15 protein-coding genes and 1 tRNA gene are annotated in these 16,443 nt (G+C 61.9%); 6 read left to right on the top strand and 10 right to left on the bottom strand.

Annotated features, from left to right (window positions below; all coding sequences use genetic code 11):
- Nucleotides 1-13: 13 nt before the first annotated feature.
- Complete coding sequence (locus ACYQ6J_RS14410) at nucleotides 14-430, bottom strand: cupin domain-containing protein (protein ID WP_460184884.1); 417 nt, start codon at nucleotides 428-430, stop codon at nucleotides 14-16.
- A 460-nt stretch (nucleotides 431-890) separates the two neighbouring features.
- Here ACYQ6J_RS14410 and ACYQ6J_RS14405 point away from each other — a divergent pair, with 460 nt between their 5' ends.
- The 3 genes from ACYQ6J_RS14405 (at nucleotide 891) to ACYQ6J_RS14395 (ending at nucleotide 5,037) form a co-directional block, all read left to right on the top strand.
- Nucleotides 891-1,961: a DUF1559 domain-containing protein gene (locus ACYQ6J_RS14405; RefSeq protein WP_460184883.1), complete on the top strand. Its 1,071-nt coding sequence runs from the start codon at nucleotides 891-893 to the stop codon at nucleotides 1,959-1,961.
- Nucleotides 1,962-2,028: 67 nt separating this feature from the next.
- Entirely contained in the window at nucleotides 2,029-2,475 is a 447-nt protein-coding gene (locus ACYQ6J_RS14400) for a hypothetical protein (RefSeq protein ID WP_460184882.1), read from the top strand.
- A gap of 969 nt (nucleotides 2,476-3,444) precedes the next feature.
- Entirely contained in the window at nucleotides 3,445-5,037 is a 1,593-nt protein-coding gene (locus tag ACYQ6J_RS14395; RefSeq protein ID WP_460184881.1) for a sigma-70 family RNA polymerase sigma factor, read from the top strand.
- A gap of 409 nt (nucleotides 5,038-5,446) precedes the next feature.
- On the opposite strand, the gene ACYQ6J_RS14390 is transcribed toward ACYQ6J_RS14395, so the two are convergent.
- On the bottom strand, nucleotides 5,447-6,784 hold the full coding sequence (locus ACYQ6J_RS14390) for a glycosyltransferase (protein WP_460184880.1): 1,338 nt from the start codon (nucleotides 6,782-6,784) through the stop codon (nucleotides 5,447-5,449).
- Nucleotides 6,785-7,502: 718 nt separating this feature from the next.
- Between ACYQ6J_RS14390 and ACYQ6J_RS14385 the strand changes: the two genes are divergently transcribed.
- Nucleotides 7,503-8,000: a carboxypeptidase-like regulatory domain-containing protein gene (locus ACYQ6J_RS14385; RefSeq protein ID WP_460184879.1), complete on the top strand. Its 498-nt coding sequence runs from the start codon at nucleotides 7,503-7,505 to the stop codon at nucleotides 7,998-8,000.
- A gap of 174 nt (nucleotides 8,001-8,174) precedes the next feature.
- Here the strand turns inward: ACYQ6J_RS14385 and ACYQ6J_RS14380 are convergent, their stop codons facing one another.
- From ACYQ6J_RS14380 to ygfZ, 3 genes are all read right to left on the bottom strand, one after another.
- Nucleotides 8,175-8,543: an XRE family transcriptional regulator gene (locus ACYQ6J_RS14380; RefSeq protein ID WP_460184878.1), complete on the bottom strand. Its 369-nt coding sequence runs from the start codon at nucleotides 8,541-8,543 to the stop codon at nucleotides 8,175-8,177.
- The gene (locus tag ACYQ6J_RS14375) at nucleotides 8,515-8,943 is read right to left on the bottom strand and encodes a type II toxin-antitoxin system RelE/ParE family toxin (RefSeq protein ID WP_460184877.1); all 429 of its coding nucleotides are present in this window, start codon (nucleotides 8,941-8,943) and stop codon (nucleotides 8,515-8,517) included. The genes ACYQ6J_RS14380 and ACYQ6J_RS14375 overlap by 29 nt, the downstream gene beginning before the upstream one ends.
- A gap of 246 nt (nucleotides 8,944-9,189) precedes the next feature.
- Entirely contained in the window at nucleotides 9,190-10,224 is a 1,035-nt protein-coding gene (gene ygfZ / locus ACYQ6J_RS14370) for a CAF17-like 4Fe-4S cluster assembly/insertion protein YgfZ (protein WP_460184876.1), read from the bottom strand.
- A gap of 303 nt (nucleotides 10,225-10,527) precedes the next feature.
- On the opposite strand from ygfZ, the gene ACYQ6J_RS14365 reads away from it, so the two are divergent.
- Together ACYQ6J_RS14365 and ACYQ6J_RS14360 are read left to right on the top strand one after the other, a co-directional pair.
- A complete protein-coding gene (locus ACYQ6J_RS14365; RefSeq protein WP_460184875.1) occupies nucleotides 10,528-10,866 on the top strand; it encodes a HesB/IscA family protein in 339 nt (112 codons plus the stop codon).
- A 405-nt stretch (nucleotides 10,867-11,271) separates the two neighbouring features.
- A complete protein-coding gene (locus ACYQ6J_RS14360) occupies nucleotides 11,272-12,213 on the top strand; it encodes an AAA family ATPase (protein WP_460184874.1) in 942 nt (313 codons plus the stop codon).
- A gap of 43 nt (nucleotides 12,214-12,256) precedes the next feature.
- On the opposite strand, the gene ACYQ6J_RS14355 is transcribed toward ACYQ6J_RS14360, so the two are convergent.
- The 5 genes from ACYQ6J_RS14355 to ACYQ6J_RS14335 form a co-directional block, all read right to left on the bottom strand.
- On the bottom strand, nucleotides 12,257-12,862 hold the full coding sequence (locus ACYQ6J_RS14355; protein WP_460184873.1) for an ATP-dependent Clp protease proteolytic subunit: 606 nt from the start codon (nucleotides 12,860-12,862) through the stop codon (nucleotides 12,257-12,259).
- Between the two features lie 79 nt (nucleotides 12,863-12,941).
- Nucleotides 12,942-13,577 (bottom strand): ClpP family protease, encoded by a 636-nt coding sequence (locus tag ACYQ6J_RS14350; RefSeq protein ID WP_460184872.1) that lies wholly within the window; start codon nucleotides 13,575-13,577, stop codon nucleotides 12,942-12,944.
- Nucleotides 13,578-13,789: 212 nt separating this feature from the next.
- Nucleotides 13,790-15,367, bottom strand: coding sequence for a trigger factor (tig, locus tag ACYQ6J_RS14345; protein ID WP_460184871.1), 1,578 nt, complete (start codon nucleotides 15,365-15,367; stop codon nucleotides 13,790-13,792).
- A 42-nt stretch (nucleotides 15,368-15,409) separates the two neighbouring features.
- Nucleotides 15,410-15,482, bottom strand: a tRNA-Gly gene (locus ACYQ6J_RS14340).
- 485 nt (nucleotides 15,483-15,967) lie between these two features.
- Nucleotides 15,968-16,291 carry a hypothetical protein gene (locus tag ACYQ6J_RS14335; protein ID WP_460184870.1) on the bottom strand — a complete coding sequence of 108 codons (324 nt, stop codon included), beginning with the start codon at nucleotides 16,289-16,291 and terminating at the stop codon, nucleotides 15,968-15,970.
- Between the last annotated feature and the right edge of the window lie 152 nt (nucleotides 16,292-16,443).

The following is a 16,443-nucleotide window of genomic DNA, read 5'->3' as shown; positions in this document are numbered from 1 at the left end:
CGCCGCTTGCCCGTCATCCGCCCTCGGCCGAAAAACCGTCGGGACGTGTATCGATGAAATACACGTCCCGATTCGGTCGGGAACCGGGCACGTGGATGTCCAGCATTTCCAGCGGTTCGTCTTCGGTGACGAAGGCGTGCGTGGTGCCGGGCGGGAGGCGGAGGAAGTCGCCCGCCTTCAGGGAATACGGTCGACCGTTCAGAATCGCCGTGCCTCGCCCGCTCAGCACGTAGTAGAACTCTTCCGCGATCCGATGGAAGCTCACCGCGGTGCGGCCGTGCGGTTCCACGCGAACGCGGTAGAACGTGGCCGCCCCCTCCTCGTCGGGTTCGATCAACGATTCCAGCAGGTACGGACCCAGTCGCTGCGTCCGCTCCGGGACGCCGCTGGGGCGATGGATGATGCCGAGGCGTAAATCGTCGGGCGTCATGATGGGATCGTTCCTCCGCGGACCATCATACCGGCGCGCGCCCCGGCGTTGCCACTCTTGGCGTTCCACTGGAGCCACCAGCGTTAGCTGGTGGTGAATCCTGGGTAGTGGTAAAACACCTCCAGCTTACGCTGGAGGCTCCATGCGCTCTCGCATGTTGATGCAACAACCTGGAGCCGCCGGCGTTAGCCGGCGGTGCAATTTTCAATATCAGTATTTATGTCCGTTTTAATTCGTTGCAGTTCGCATCTTTTATCGCAATTAGTCGCACATTTTCTTGCGTGAGCCGTATTGAATCAATTCCGCTTTTATCTCGAAACTCCCGCCTTACCGCGGCGTTTTTTGTGGTAGAGCCGGCGCACGTCCGCTCTTGTCGCGATCGTGCAAGCACCGTCGGGTGAACGTGCCGGCTGAGCGGGGGATGGTGTTGTTTTTCTTTTCCATGCGAGGAGGTCTCGCCATGAAACGCCGCGGATTCACTTTGGTCGAGCTATTGGTGGTGATTGCGATTATCGGCATATTAATCGCCTTGCCATTGCCGGCGGTTCAGGCCGCGCGCGAAGCCGCCCGACGCTCGCAGTGTACGAACAATCTCAAGCAGCTCGGCTTGGCCCTTCACAATTTCCACGATGTGTATGGGACGTTTCCCGTCGGTCAACCGGACGACGACAACGACAACTACGCCTGGGGCGCCTACATTCTGCCCTTCATGGAACAGAAGTCGATGCACGATCTATTGACTTCAGGCGGGGCGGCCATCGTTTACATACCGGGCGGTAGCAATCTCCGCGTTCACGGGTCGATTCAGGAGCTTGTCGGCGTCAGCCCGGCTTTGCCCGCCGGTCACCCCGTCTCGAATACCGATTCCTACAACTGGTGGACGCAGGTCCGCAATAACCACGGGAATCCCGCCGGCACGCGCGATATCGGAGCCAAGTCGATCATCCCGGCCTTCATCTGCCCCAGCGATACCCTGCCCAAGTACGACAACAACGGCTACGGCAAATCGAATTACGCGGCCTGTTTGGGCAGCGAGGTCCCTTGGGTGAATTACATCTTGACCAACGGCGCCACGAGTTGGTCGCAGCCCAGCGGGACGCTGCAAGACGGCGTGTTCCGGTTGGCCCAAACCAACGACTACCACTACGTCACCACCTTCGCCGACATCACGGACGGCACCAGCAACGTCATCGCCTTGGGCGAGGTCAGTTTGTCGGCCAACGTGCAGATCAATCAGATCGATCGCGTGTTTCCGCTGTGGGCGGGAGGCAACAACGATTGGGCCGGGCAGTGGCGCATCTGCTCCTGGGCTCGTCTGGTCGGCCCCTACACCTATATCAACAATCGCGAGGTCAACAACTACATCAACAACCTCAGCCCCTCCGACTATAGCTTCGGCAGTCGGCATCCCGGCGGAGCCAATTTCCTCTTCGGCGACGGGTCGGTGCATTTCCTCTCGGAGACCATCGATACCACCTTGTACGCCTACCTGGGCAGCATCAACGACGGCAACGCGGTGACGGTGCCGTAAGGCAACTCGCGGCGCGGCGGCTGCCCAAAGGGTTTCGGCCCAAGTCCTGATGAGCGAGGAAACGATCATGAAGGCGTTCGGCCTGTTGCGGATGTGGTTTGCCTTGGCCTTCCTGGCGGTGGTTACGTTAGGCTGCGGGGGAAACAAGGGCGCGGAGTACAAGACCGCCCCGGCCAAAGGCAAGGTCGTGTACCAGGGACGACCGGTGACTGCCGGCATCATCAGCCTCCAGCCCAAGGAGGTTGCGGGAGCGGCGGAGAACAAGACCGGTCGCCCCGCCACGGGCGAGATTCAGAGCGACGGTACCTTCGTGCTCTCCACCTACCAGACCGGCGACGGCGCCGTCATCGGCAAGCATCGGGTCACGTTCATGCCCAAGGCCGCGGGCGCGGAGAGCTATGAGGATCGTCCCACGCCGTCGCCCTACGTCGGCCTGACGCCGAAGGAGCAGGAGGTCGAGATCAAGCCCGGCGGCAATGAACTGACCATCGAGTTGGTGCCCATGCCGCGATGACGCTGGGTTGAGTCCCTGGCCCCCGTCGTCCCAATCGAAGCCGCCGGCGTCAACCGGTGGCTTCGATTTTCGTGCTGCAACTAGAGCCACCCGCGTAAGCTGGTGGTGAGAAAAGCGTGGAGCCGCCGGCGTGAGCCGGCGGTGTGCACTCTTAACGTCGTAACCAGCGTAAGCTGGTGGTGAATCCTGGGTAGGGGTAAGACACCTCCAGCTTACGCTGGAGGCTCCATGCGCTCTCGCATGTTGATACAAAAACCAAGAGCCGCCGGCGTTAGCCGGTGGTGTGCACTCTTAACGTCGTAAGTAGAGCCACCAGCGTGAGCTGGTGGTGATGGTCGGTGATGTGCACCCGCGGTGACGCCCGATTCTACGTAGATTACCCAATGCTACACAGGTTTTGCGCATCTTCATCGAGTTTTCCGGCGTGTGAGAAATTCCGGAAAATCGAATTGGACTCGGGCCGATTTTTGTGTAAAATTGAACGACGGGCCCCATGCAACCCAGCCTCGGTAAAGAGGCGCGCGGGTGAGAAAGCTTTACCTATCCCGCCTTAAATCACATCTGGGGCGCGGCCGTTCCGTGCGGACTCAGCAAGTCGTGCGTGGCGTCGGGCGAATTCGTAGCCGTTCCGTGGAGAGGCATCGTTGCCCCTCTTGTCCGAGGGCGATTGTACCGGTTTAGAACGCAATCCGCGCTTTGTTGACGGGGTCGTGTTGCGCTCACCGGTGTCTTTCGACATTCGCAGGGAAGCCCCGGGGGGCAAGTTTCGACCATCGCTCCGCGTCCCCGCTTGATGAGTTCCGCCGAAGTTCTCCGCCCGATTTCACGATGTTTCGCCGGATGTCTCGCTTCGTCTCCGTTTTTCGAACCGGCAGTTGGAGCGTTGGGAATCGCGGTATCGTGATGGCGGCGGCGGTTTGGCGTGTCGGGTAGCGGGTTGGCCTGGCGAAGTCGCTGCATAGAGGAGGAATGGCTTTGTACGAATCCGATGCTTTGTACGACGATCTTGATTTGCGACCGGGCGATGAGGACGAGGACGAACTCCAGGGCCGAAGCCTGCTGGAGATGAGGGACGATATCCTGGAGGAGGACGCCGTCGATGACCTCGACGTGGCCGACGAACTAAGCGAGGAAGCCTACCGAGAGGCCGAGGACGAGGACGAAATCGCCGTGACCGGCGATGAGGAGGAGTCTTGGTCCGACGATCCCGTGCGGATGTATTTGACCCAAATGGGCGAAATCCCCTTGCTCACGCGGCAACAGGAAATCGCCCTGGCCAAGACGATCGAGGTGACCCGGGCCAAATTCCGCCGCAAACTGCTGGAGTGCGACTACGTCATGCAGCAGGCCGTCCGCACGCTTAGTCGCGTGGACGAGGGCAAACTCCCCTTTGATCGCACGGTTCAGGTCTCCGTCAGCGACCACTTGGAGAAGGACCAGATTCTCGGCCGGTTGCCGCACAATCTGAAGACCTTGCAGTCGATCGTGAAGCGGAATCGGCGGGACTATTGGGTCGCCCTGAGCAAGTCCCGGCCTATCGAGCAGCGGAGGGCGGCCTGGAAGCGTTTGGGGCGATCCCGGCGCCGCGCCGTTCGTCTGGCCGAGGAATTGGGGCTGCGGACCCAGCGGCTGGAACCGATGATCCGCGTGCTGGAGGAGTTCAGCGGTCGGGTGGATGAGTTGAAGGCCCGGATCGAGGAGCATGCCCGATCGGGTAGGCCCGCCGCGGAGCGCAAGCCCTGGATCAAGGAGTGCCGCGACATCTTGCGTCTAACGCAGGAGACGCCCACCAGCCTTCGCAATCGCGTCCGCTACGTCAAGCGAGTTTACGAAGAGTATCAGGCCGCCAAACGGGCCCTTTCCGAGGGCAACCTCCGCCTGGTCGTCTCCATCGCCAAGAAGTATCGCAATCGCGGGTTAAGCTTCTTGGATCTGATCCAGGAAGGGAATGCGGGCTTGATGCGGGCGGTGGATAAATTCGAATATCGCCGCGGGTTCAAGTTCTGCACCTACGCCACCTGGTGGATTCGCCAGGCCATTACCCGCGCCGTAGCCGACCAAAGCCGCACCATCCGCATCCCGGTCCACATGTCCGAGACGATGACGCGGGTGAGGAACGCCTCGCGGCAGTTGTTCCAAGAGTTGGGGCACGAGCCTACCTTGGAGGAGACCGCCGCCGCCGTCGAGACCTCGGCCGACGATGCGCAGCGCGTGCTGACCATGAACCGCTATCCCATCAGCTTGGATCGACCGGTGGGAAACAGCGAGGACAGCCACTTCGGCGACCTGTTGCCCGATCGCGGGGCCGAAAGCCCGGCCATCGGCGCCACCAATGAGATGCTCCGCGAAAAGCTCAACAAGGTCCTCAAGACCTTGAGCTACCGCGAGCGCGAGATCATCAAGTTGCGCTACGGCCTGGGGGACGGTTACTGCTACACCCTGGAAGAGGTCGGGCACATCTTCAAAGTGACCCGAGAACGCATTCGCCAGATCGAGGCCAAGGCGGTCCGTAAGCTCCAGCAACCGTGCCGCAGCCAAGACCTGGTCGGTTTCCTCGACTGACGGGATCGCGTTTCCCCGTTGGTCGCGATTGTTCGCCCTCTCCGCCGCCGGCTTATGCCGGCGGCGAGCTTTTCGGCGCCGCCGAGACACCTCCAGCTCACGCTAAGCGGCGTTGAAACACCTCCAGCTCACGCTGGAGGCTCCATGTGCAATCATGAATCAGCGAAACACCCAGAGCCACCAGCGTAAGCTGGTGGTGAAGGGGCAAACGATCGTATTGACGCTCGCAACGTGGTGGTAAGACACCTCCAGCTTACGCTGGAGGCTCCATGTGCCATCGCATGTTGATACAAAAACCAAGAGCCACCAGCGTAAGCTGGTGGTGACCAAACTAGAGCCACCGGCGTAAGCCGGTGGTGTAAAAGCCGGCGGTGTGCACCGGCGGGGTTCGGCGCGGCCGGGCGTTCCCTCATTGAATGGCCGCCGCGGCCTCTTCCAACTGAGAGAGCGGGAAGTATCGGGCGCCGCGGACGAGGCGGAGGGCGCCGGGAGGGGATTCCCACGGTCCCAAGATGATGTCGGCCTCCGCGGACAGACGGCGGTGAGGCACGCTGTTCTCGGCGATCAGCAGCACGCGGCAGTCCGCTCGACCGTGGAAAGCCGTCACCCGGGGCCAAACCGCGATCTCGATTTCCGGGTCCGCCGATTCGCAGGGCGGGGATTCGGTCGCGACCGCGGCGGCTGTGCCGACGTGCGCTTGGTCCGGGCGAAATCGGGGGGCGGGAGCGTCGCTCGGTCCGATCCGAGGTCGCTCGTGCTGTGCAATTCGGTCCCCGGGGCCTGCCATCCAGCAAGCGGGACCGGGCGAAGGTTCGGGCCGGGACAAGATCGCCTCCGGCGAGGGGATCGCAATCGGGCGCATCCCCAACTCTTGCAATCGCCCCAGCCAAGGATCCCTCCGCTCCACCCCGGAAAGAACCACGTGCAAATCGCTCGCCTCCCGTTTTTTCAGGCCGTTGCGACAGCGCGTCAATCGTCCGCGACGCTGAAAGTAGCGAAAGTTGCTCCCTTCTCGGATCTTGTCGGGCACGGAATCGACGGGCGGGTGCCAAAGGTGAAACGTGTGCGTATGTCGCCGAATGGAATAGACGCGGACGCCCAATTGATGCAACCGGATGCCCACATCGTCGTCCTCGCAACCCCAACCGTTATAGTTCTCGTCGAAACCGTTGATCGCTTCGAGATCTTGTCGCCAGACCGAGAAATTGCCGCCCAACAGTCGCGGCTTGTTGGGGTGCCGCAAGCGGTGATAGAGCACGGCCTTCCAATGGGCGATGCGGAGTCGCCGTCGCTCCGCCCGGGGCACGTGCCGCGTGAACTCACCGCTCACGACGTGGTTCTCGCCGCACGCCGCGCTCACCTCGCGATCCCAGCGGACCGCGTCCGTGGTCAGGGCCAAACCGGGGCGCCGCAGGCGGAAGTGGACGGCCAAATGGTCCGGCGGGATGAGGCAATCGCCGTCCAAGAACAAAACGTACGGCGCCGTGGAAACCGCGAACCCCTCGTTGCGCGTCAAGGCGGCGCGAAAACCGTCGTGGGGATGCGTGCGGAACTTCACGGGCGTTCCCGTCTCGGACTGGAATCGCTCCACGATTTCCGCGGTCTCGTCTTGCGAACCGTCATCCGCGACGATCAGTTCGGTCTTGTAGGGAAAGTCCCGCTGTGCGGTCACGGCGAGCAGGCACAACCGCAAGTTGCGAGGCCGCTGGTAGGTGGAAATGATGATCGAGACGTCGGGTCGGGCCATGATTTCCGACAAAGAGAAGCTGGGAAACGGAGGTGAAGCCGGGCGACTCGGCGTCGTGGGCGGTTAGTGCGTCCCAGCGACGGCACCGAAATGCGGCCGATCACCGGCAACGGCCCCCTGTTGGTAGTGTTCTTCCTGTGAGGCCGTGCACGGCGAAACGTAACCGCAGGATAACGCCTAGGCTGAGCTCGAACAACACTACTACGGTGGGGTGGCCTCCGTTGGGCGGCGTTGAAACACCTTCAGCTCACGTTGGGCGGCGTTGAAACACCTCCAGCTCACGCTGGAGGCTCCATCTTGGAGGCTCCATGTGCCATTGTTGGAAGCCCAGAGCCACCAGCGTGAGCCGATGGTGACGAAACTAGAGCCACCAGCGTAAGCTGGTGGTGAAATGTGGCGAAATACTTTGCGAGCCACGAGCGTAAGCCGGTGGTGACCGACCAAACCGGACGCGAATCACCTTGCGCTTTTTTCCGGCACAAGACTTTACATCCGGGGCACGTTGTGATAAGTTGATTGCGAAATTAGGGGTGTTTTGTCGGCGATCGAGGGTGAGGGCACCCCTCGTTAGTCAACGTGCAGGCTCATCGATCCGAGTTTCCTTTGGTTCCGCGCACGGGCCGCCGTCCGGTCTTGATGGGGCAGGTGTCTTGAGGCGTGCCGTAGGGTGGAGTTCTTTCGTTAGAGGTTGAGGTTCTTTTTCTGGGAGTCTCGTGCTATGCAAAGGTACATGTCGAGGCTGACGGTGATGCTCGCCGGCGCGGCGCTGGCGGCGATCGTCTTGGGTGGGGCATGCAATCGTGGATCGGACAAACCGAAGACTTATCCCGTCACGGGGACCGTCACCATGAATGGTCAGCCCGTCCCCGGCGCCACGGTGACGTTCACGCCGAAGGAACCGGCCGCGCCGGGCCAAGAAGGGCCGCTGGCAGCCAGCGCGGTTACCGATAACGAGGGAAAGTATCAGATCGGGACCTTCGCCAAGGGTGACGGGGCGTTGCCCGGCGAATACCTCGTCTCCGTGACGAAGTACGAGGGGGCCGGTCCGACCGGCGGCGGCAGCGGATCGGAGGAAGAATACACGCCTCCCGTCCCCGGCCAGGAAGCCCCTGTACCCAAGAACGTCTTGCCGGCGCAGTATGCCAACCCAAATACCTCGGGCCTGAGCTTCAAAGTCGAAGCCAAGTCCAACACCTACGACATCACGCTGCAATAGCGGCGGGGTTCGCAGGCTCGACGGCAAACGGTGGTATTGGTTGCGTGACTGTGCCGGGTTCTATTCTCGGCGCGGCAAGCGGTGGCCCTTGCGTTAAGGAGCCTCCGGTGTGGACAGGTGGCGTCGGCCGACGCTACCGCGGCACGTGAAAGGGGGCGTTACTTGGCGATCGGACTATTCAGGCGTCGTCAACTCCAGGACGAGTCTTTCACGGCGTCCGGCGAGATTTTCTTTCTTCGTCGTCTTCGCCTTTTTTATGACCATCACGCCTCCCGCCGCCGTGAAGGCGCGGACCAATTGGTCGAGGGAAACGTCGGGCGCCGCCTGCTCGATTTTGGCGATGCGAGGCTGGCTCGTCTTGAGAATCAGCCCCAACTGTTTTTGCGAGAGTTTGCGTGCCTCGCGCTGACGGCGAATCGCCCGGGCCAGTTCGAGACGCATCTCGAGTAGTTGGCGTTCCTCTTCGCTCATCCCGAGGAAATCCGCCGCGTCGCCGACCTTCCAACCCGCTGCTTCAATTGCCTCGCGTTTTGCCGCGTCCATCACCTTGTCCTCGCTTGCTCGGTTGCTTTTGGGCGGCTTGGACCGCCTCGTCATACCGCTTGAGTCGGTCTCGACATCGGTCGATGATCTCTTTCGGGATCGCACGGGTCTTCTTGGCGTAGACTTCCAAAATCAAGACGGCATCGTGATCGACGCGGTACACGATCCGCCAGTTGTGTTGCCTATCGCGAATCCGTAGCGCCCCGCACCGCTTGCCGACGGCAGGCAGCCATTCCGACTGCGGCATTTCCAATCGCCGACCTTGCTGTAGCAGGCGGAGAAGTACCCCGGCCTCCAACCGAGCTTCCGCCGAGAAAGGAGGCGTTTTGACCTCGCCGTGCAGCCAAACCAAAGGCCTCAGATCCGGCGCGCCCCCATCCGGCGATTGTGCCCTTGCCATGCCTCGCACCTCCTACGGTGCGGTGAATTATATATCAAATACGATATATCGTCAATTGCGGAGAATCCCCATTCGGTGCGTAGGTGTTGCCGTGCGACAAGAGACGCGAAGTCGGACCAAGCCAAGTCCAACACCTACGACATCACGCTGCAATAGCGGCGGGGTTCGCAGGCTCGACGGCAAACGGTGGTATTGGTTGCGTGACTGTGCCGGGCTCCAGCCTGGGCGGGTTGGCGTATTGTTGCGTCATTGAGAGTCCACCATGGGCAGATCCGTAACGACGGCTTCGCCCTTCTCCCAGGTTACCACGGTGCCGGGTTCCCATGCCTCGCGGCGGATCATGGCCAGGGCCACGCCCTCGCCCCGGAGGGGAGAATAGGCCGCCGACGTCACGCGACCGACCGGTTTGTCTCTGAGCAGCAACTCGGTACCCGGCGGGGGAATCTCGCCCCGCACGCGCAGTCCGCGAAGCCTGCGATTCAAATGCCCGTGGGCATCCAGCCGCGCCACCGTCTCTTGCCCCAAATAGCAGCCTTTGGTGGTGGAAATGGCGCGGGGATCCGGCGAGACCTCCGGACCCAGGCAATCCGGGCCGATGTCCCGTCCGAAGTCCGGCAACCCCAGTTCGATGCGGACGGCGTCCCATAGCGGCGCCGGACCCGGGACGACTCCGCGTTCCGTCATCCAGCGAAGGACGGCGTCTCCGTCCGCGGCGTCGCAGACAAGAGCAAAGGCCTCCAATTCTCCGCGAAGAATGCAGCGGAGGGTCACGAGGCGTCCCCCGACGGAAAGCGTGCCGTGATCCCCGGAGCGACCGCCGTTTCGGAGCAGGTGCTCCCCGGCAACTGCATCGCCTTCCGCCGGGGATGGGTCGAATAACGTCTGCAATTGCGAGGCCGCACCTCGGCCGAAGAGGCGGTAGTGGCGTCGTCGATCGGACAGATCCTCGAACGTCACCGCTTCCCGAATTCGGTAGCGCTGGAGGTGCGATAAGATCGGGCCGCTTTGGCCTGGCGCGGAGGCGATCTCGAAACCGTCGGCAAGGCGGTAGATGTCCACCAGGGCCACCGCCCGCCCCCGGGCGTCCAGGAAGAAGGCTGGCAACCCTTCCCCCGGTTGGATGGTCCGAAGGTCGGCCGAACACAGACGGTGCAAAAAATCTCCCGCATCCCGACCGCGGACCGAGATTTCCGTCGCGTCAGCGATTTCCACCAAACACCGACCCTCCTGGAGGGTGGGTACAAACAATTGCAAATCGGTTACACCGAACTCGGTTGCCATGCGATTCCTCGATCCGATATCTCTATCTCCCGCCCGAGTTTTCGACTGCCGCACTGATCGGGCTATTTGTCGCAATATATTCTACCGCAATTGACGTTATTATACCCGGCGCGTAAGATTAGGAGACCGCCCGATGTGAGTTCCCGGGTTGGCATGGGGATGACGCTTCCTATCTTCTGATTCGAGCGTGCTTTGGGAAGAGACCGGGGTCCCCGTAGGTTGAAATTGTACCGACCATCGGTTGGTGAAACGGCTATCCACGATTCAAAAGTCTCATTTTAGGAAAGGAGCGAAGTAGCAACGATGGTGCCCGTCACGTTAACTGAGAAAGCCGCGCAAGAGGTCAAGCGAGTTCTCGCGGAAAACGGCATGTCCCCGGAAACGGCGCTTCGGGTTGCCGTGGTGGGCGGCGGATGCAGCGGTTTCGAGTATCGGCTCGACTTCGATACGTCTCCGGCTTCGGAGGACGACGTCGTCGGCGACAGCCAGGGCGTCCGCGTGGTGGTGGATCGCGCCAGCGTGCGATTCTTGCAGGGTACGACGATCGATTTTCACGATTCCCTGATGCAAAAGGGATTTGTTTTCAATAACCCCTTGGCCGTCAAGACGTGCGGGTGCGGGACATCGTTCGCCGTCTCGTGAAGCGACCGACCGGGAGCCCCCCGCTGCAACCTCCGTTTCGCACCAGGGGCCGCCGGTGATTCGCCGGCATCGTACACGCCGCCGTATGTTTCGCGGGTAGCTACCGACGAAATTCCCCCTCCTCGCCCGCGAAGTGACCGCATACGGCGGCGAGTTTTTTCTTGATGCGAGGGAACCGCCCATCCGCTCTTCTTCGCCGATATCGCTCTCGCCGCAGGCTCCGCTAAAATAAGGAGATACCGAAAGCGGCGCGGCGGGGTTCTTCCTGTAGGGGGAACAGGTTGTTCTTCCACCTGATTTGCCGGGCGCGCGGACCGGCGGGGGCGCAGTCGGTCGGTGCCTTTCGGCCCGTCGCCGCGGAAGCGCCGCCGTCGCGATCGAATTCCGTCATCTTTGGACCTGATCATGCTCGACCGATCCCCCGAGGTTGTTCGGCGATTGCACGCCAATATCAGCCGGGTACTGCTGGGTAAAGACGAGGTCATCCGCCTTTGTCTGACGGCCCTTTTCGCCGGCGAGCATATCCTGCTGGAGGACGTGCCGGGGGTGGGCAAGACGCTCTTGGGCAAGGCCCTGGCCCGCAGTATCGACGGCGTGTTCCAACGCATCCAGTTCACGCCGGACCTGACGCCGAGCGACATTACGGGCAGCAATCTGTTCCAACCGGAGAAACGGGAGTTCGTGTTCTATCCCGGACCGGTGTTCGCCAACGTCCTGCTGGCCGACGAGATCAATCGGACCACGCCCCGCACGCAAAGCGCCCTCCTCGAGGCCATGAACGAGTTTCAGGTCACGGTGGACAACCGTACCTATCCGCTGCCCAAGCCCTTCATCGTCATCGCCACGCAGAACCCCATCGAGTTCGAGGGCACCTATCCGCTGCCCGAGAGTCAGATGGATCGTTTCCTGCTGCGGATCTCGTTGGGCTATCCCGAGCGGGAGTGGGAACTGCAACTCTTGGCGCAACACCAAAACGGCGAACCGGTCGATCGCCTGGAACCGGTGGCGTCCGCCGAGGAGATTCTGTCGCTGCAAGCGGCGGTCCGCACGGTCCGTACGACGCGGGAAATCGACGGCTATCTTTTGGAGTTGGTCCACGCCACCCGGCGCTGTTCCGAGCTTCGGGTGGGAGTCAGCGTCCGGGGCACGCTGATGCTGTATCGGGCGGCCCAGGCGTCGGCCTTTTTGGCGGGTCGAGATTACGTAGTCCCCGACGATGTGCAGTCCTTGGCCGTGCCCGTCTTGGCGCATCGCGTCGTGCCGCAGGGGTATCTGCACGGCAATCAGCGGGAGGCCGTGGAATCGCTCGTCGCGCGGCTCGTTCAAGAGGTCCCCGTCCCGGCGTGAACCGCTTGGACGCCGGGATTGGCGCGACTGAGGGCGGAGGGTGTCACGTTCCCGCGGGTTCCGTCTCCGGGGCGCGTTCGATGACCTGGTCGATCAGGCCGTAGTCCCGGGCTTCCTCCGCCGACATGAACCGATCGCGATCGGTGTCGCGCTCGATTTCCTCCAGCGGTCGGCCCGTATGCTTCAGCAGGATCGAATTGAGCCGCTTCTTGACGGCGCTGAATTCCTTGGCGTGGATCAGGATATCGGCGGCCGAACCTTCCATGCCGGCCATCGGCTGGTGGATCATGATCCGCGAATTGGGCAGGGCGAAGCGTTTGTTCTTGGTCCCCGCCGCCAGGAGCACGGCGGCCATCGATGCGCACTGGCCGATGCAATACGTGGCCACATCGCAGCGGATGAACTGCATGGTGTCGTAGATGGCCAATCCCGCCGTCACGCTGCCGCCCGGCGAATTGATGTAGAGATGCACGTCGGCCTTGGGGTTCTCGGATTGGAGGAACAAGAGTTGGGCCACCACGGCGTTGGAAAGCTCGTCGGTGATGGGCGATCCGATGAAGACGATGCGGTCCTTGAGCAGGCGACTGTAAATATCCATCGCCCGCTCTTCTCGGCCCGTCCGTTCGATCACGAAGGGTATCAGTGTCATGGGGTCCGTCTCCCTGGCCAGTGCGCGAAAAGCGGACTGCCGAAACCGGCCTTGCGGCGGTCGCTCGGCGCCGGTTCGATCAAGCGTTCTGTTCCTCTTCTTCCACCGCCTGCTTTCTCAGGATGTCGTCCACGACACCGTAATTCTTGGCCTCTTCGGCGGTCATGTAAAAGTCGCGGTCGGTGTCCTTGGCGATGCGTTCCAGCGGCTGCCCGGTGTGCTGCGCCAGAATCTCGTTGAGCAAGTCTCGCGTGCGGAGGATTTCTTGAGCCTGGATCTCGATGTCGGAGACTTGCCCGCCCACTTGGCCGTAGGGCTGGTGGATCATCACCTTGGAGTGCGGCAAGGCCAGGCGTCGTCCCTTGGTCCCGCCGGCCAGCAGTACGGCGGCGCCGCTGGCGGCAAGCCCCACGCAGTACGTGGCGACCGGACAACTGACCATCTGCATCGTGTCGTAGATCGCCAGCGTGGCGCTCACGCTGCCGCCCGGCGAATTGATGTAGAAGTGAATCTCCTTCCGCCGGTTCTCGCTTTGGAGATACAGCAGCTTCATGATCACTTCGCTGGCGTTCCCGTCGTGGATCACGCCTTGCAGCAGGATGATCCGGTTTTCCAGCAGCAAATCGCCCAAGGTCAACTGCCGCTGCCGCTGGTAATCGCGATAGCTCGCGACGGGGTCCATCAGGGGACGCAAGGAAAGGAGGGGATCGTCCATGGTCGGTTCCTATCGTTCTTCGCTGACGTCCTTTCGGACCAAATTCGGCACGAGCGCCGCGCCGCCGCGTCGGCCTACGGTTCTCCGCCTCGCACCGGGCGGCGAAGGCTCCGCGACTTTTCAAGCATAGCCCCAAAAAAAGAACCGCGTCGATCCGCGCGGTTCTGCGTCATGTTCGGAGACTCTTCGCGAGCGGGAAACGATCTCGCAACTCACGCCGATTCGCCTTGCGCCTGGTCTGCGGCCTCTTCGGACCGGGACCGGGCCACGCTTTCGGACAGCGCGAACTCGACATCCTCGTCCGGCCATTCCAGGTCCTTGGCCTCGTCTTCGACCTCCGCGAACTCCAGGACCCGCTCGATGACCTTGCGCTCGATCACCTGGTTGCGAAGCACGTCCCACGCGTTTTCCTGCTCGATTTGGGCGCGGACGCGCCGAGGGCTTTCGCCCGCCTGCTCCGCAATGCGGATCACTTCGCGTTCCAGATCCTCCTCCGAGGCGTCGATTCCTTCCTGCTCGGCCAATTGCTCGAGCAAGAAGTGCTCCCGCAGCAGACGATCGACCCGCTCCGCCGCCTCCCGCTGCAATTGATTGAGCCGCGCCTGGATCTCCTCCTTGGTATAGCCCTGCGACTGCAACTCCAAGGCCATCCGGCGAACTTCCCGCACCGTCTGCTTCTTCACCAAATCGCGCGGCAGGTCGAAGCGGACTTGGTCGATCAATTGGTTGAGCACGCTTTGCCGAATCACTCTCGCCTGGTTGCTCTCTAGCCAGGAATCGATATACCGCTCGGCTTCCTCTCGCCACTCATTCAGGAATTGTTCCTCGGTCTTGCCTTGTTCGGCGAGGACTGCGGCGATGTTGGGCCGCTTCACGGCACGCACCTTGAAAACCGCCTCGACGGTCTTGCCGGCCAACTCGGGGTCCCGGCATTCCTGGGACACGACCACGGGGCAGGTCCGCGTTTCACCCGCCCGAACCCCCGCCATGGTCTCGCCGAAGCTCTCCGCCACGGCGTCCAGGAAGCTGAGGGTAGGCCGAATTCGGATCGTCTCATTCTCGGAGGAATTGACGACCCGGTCATCCAACCGCAGCGTCACGTCGGCGACGATGTAATCGCCCATCTCGGCGGCGTCGTCGATTTCCTCCAGCTCGGCCATCTTTTCCAGACTGCGACGCGCCTGCCGGTTGCGGTGCTCTTCCGAAATCCGATAGATGGGCCGCTTCACCTTCAGGCCCTTCCAATTCTCGACCGTGAACTCCGGACGCACCTCGATGCTGAATTCGAACACGAAATCGCCGTCATCCGGCAATTCCACGCTGTCGAGGTCCAAATCCGGGTCGGAAATCGGCGAAAAGGCCTTTTTCTCGGACAGATCCTCGAAGGCCGCCAGCATCAATTTGGCCTTCAGCGAATCCTTCAATTCGACCCAGTAGCGCTTTTCCAACAGTTTTCGGGGAACGTGGCCCGGTCGAAAACCCGGAACCGCAGCGGTGTCCTTGATTTCGCTCAACTCGTCGGCGAAGAACCGCTGCACTTCCCGCTTCGGAACCGTCACCAGCACGCGGCGCTTGCAAGCGTCCACTTCCTCGATGGCGTGCTCGTACTCCAAAGGCGGTTGAGGGGCCTCGGCGTCCTCTTCCCCTTCCGCCTGTGCGGCAACCGCTACGCCTTGCTCCAAGTCGCTCTGAGGTTCGCTCGCGGATTCACCCGAGACATCGGAAACCGGTTGATCGCCGGAAGAAGACGACAGAGAATCGTCGAATTCGGAGGGGTTGGAAAAAGTCATGGAGCGACCCGGCAGTGCAAAAAAACGATTGTCACCTAAAAGAGCGGGTGATGGGACTCGAACCCACGACAACGACGTTGGCAACGTCGTGCTCTACCACCTGAGCTACACCCGCGATCTTCAGCCGACGGCGTTTGGATGCCAACGCATCATCGACGCTTCTCATTTTGTAGTTTACGGCCGCCCCACGTCAAGTCCCCTGGCGGCGGATCGGCGAAACCTCTCCGCAATTTGCCCGATCGAGCGATCTCACCGCGTGCGCCCTCTCCACGAGGCGCAATGAATAGGTCGAGATGTCCGCAAGGGCGAACGTTCTTCTCGTCGGCCCCTCGATGGGTGAATCCCACCAAGGGGGAGGCGGATCGAGAACCGACGTGATGATCGGCGAGCCACGGACTTCGCGGCCGAAAGCAAACCGCAAAGCCGAATCGCCTGCCCGGCGGGTTTCTCCTTCCTCTAGGGGGCCTTGCTCCTTAGATTCCATTTGGGCACAACCCCCGCTTCGTTGGACGAGCGGACGCGCAGTCTCTTCTACGGCGCGATCCGCTCGTCCGCTTTTTCGTTTCCGATGCGATTCTTCGCACGATTGCCCGGCACCGGCTAGCCCTCCGCTTTCGATTCCGACTGCCGGAAGCCGCTCAGCTCCAAACTCTTCGTCTTGACTACGTCCAAAAACTTGACGGCGGCGATCTGCTCGAATGGGATCAGCAGGGCGCGTCCCCCCAATTGGTCGGGAGTCGTCCGTTCCACGAATAGGATGCCGTCGCGGTACAAAAAGGCCGAGAACGGGACTTGCTCCCCGAATAGCGTCACCAAGATTCCCCGCTTGGGTATCCCGCTCGGCCACCGGGAGAAGAATTCGCCCCAATGGTCACCGGCGGCACGCGACGGTTCCTGCAACGTACCGGCAATCGCTTGGTTCATGATGCGGCATTCCTCCCAGCGAACTAGCGCCCCGGCGAGTCATCGGCCGCGCGGGGAATCGGCGTCATTCCTCGGGCGGTCGGGCGGCGTTGCACGCGGCGTCCCGGTCGGGTTTCTCGATACCGGCGTCGCGTCCGCAACGTATATGTTGA

The organism is Thermopirellula anaerolimosa, assembly GCF_054657335.1.
Note: the sequence above shows the minus strand (reverse complement) of the source record. Positions and strands in the feature narration are given on the sequence as shown.

Coding starts and splice junctions, on each gene's coding strand:
- ACYQ6J_RS14400 (WP_460184882.1), top strand. CDS start 2,029: ATGAAGGCGTTCGGCCTGTTGCGGATGTGGTTTGCCTTGGCCTTCCTG.
- ACYQ6J_RS14350 (WP_460184872.1), bottom strand. CDS start 13,577: ATGGACGATCCCCTCCTTTCCTTGCGTCCCCTGATGGACCCCGTCGCG.
- ACYQ6J_RS14385 (WP_460184879.1), top strand. CDS start 7,503: ATGCAAAGGTACATGTCGAGGCTGACGGTGATGCTCGCCGGCGCGGCG.
- ACYQ6J_RS14405 (WP_460184883.1), top strand. CDS start 891: ATGAAACGCCGCGGATTCACTTTGGTCGAGCTATTGGTGGTGATTGCG.
- ACYQ6J_RS14380 (WP_460184878.1), bottom strand. CDS start 8,543: ATGGACGCGGCAAAACGCGAGGCAATTGAAGCAGCGGGTTGGAAGGTC.
- ACYQ6J_RS14365 (WP_460184875.1), top strand. CDS start 10,528: ATGGTGCCCGTCACGTTAACTGAGAAAGCCGCGCAAGAGGTCAAGCGA.
- ACYQ6J_RS14390 (WP_460184880.1), bottom strand. CDS start 6,784: ATGGCCCGACCCGACGTCTCGATCATCATTTCCACCTACCAGCGGCCT.
- ACYQ6J_RS14410 (WP_460184884.1), bottom strand. CDS start 430: ATGACGCCCGACGATTTACGCCTCGGCATCATCCATCGCCCCAGCGGC.
- ygfZ (WP_460184876.1), bottom strand. CDS start 10,224: ATGGCAACCGAGTTCGGTGTAACCGATTTGCAATTGTTTGTACCCACC.
- tig (WP_460184871.1), bottom strand. CDS start 15,367: ATGACTTTTTCCAACCCCTCCGAATTCGACGATTCTCTGTCGTCTTCT.
- ACYQ6J_RS14360 (WP_460184874.1), top strand. CDS start 11,272: ATGCTCGACCGATCCCCCGAGGTTGTTCGGCGATTGCACGCCAATATC.
- ACYQ6J_RS14335 (WP_460184870.1), bottom strand. CDS start 16,291: ATGAACCAAGCGATTGCCGGTACGTTGCAGGAACCGTCGCGTGCCGCC.
- ACYQ6J_RS14375 (WP_460184877.1), bottom strand. CDS start 8,943: ATGGCAAGGGCACAATCGCCGGATGGGGGCGCGCCGGATCTGAGGCCT.
- ACYQ6J_RS14355 (WP_460184873.1), bottom strand. CDS start 12,862: ATGACACTGATACCCTTCGTGATCGAACGGACGGGCCGAGAAGAGCGG.
- ACYQ6J_RS14395 (WP_460184881.1), top strand. CDS start 3,445: ATGGCTTTGTACGAATCCGATGCTTTGTACGACGATCTTGATTTGCGA.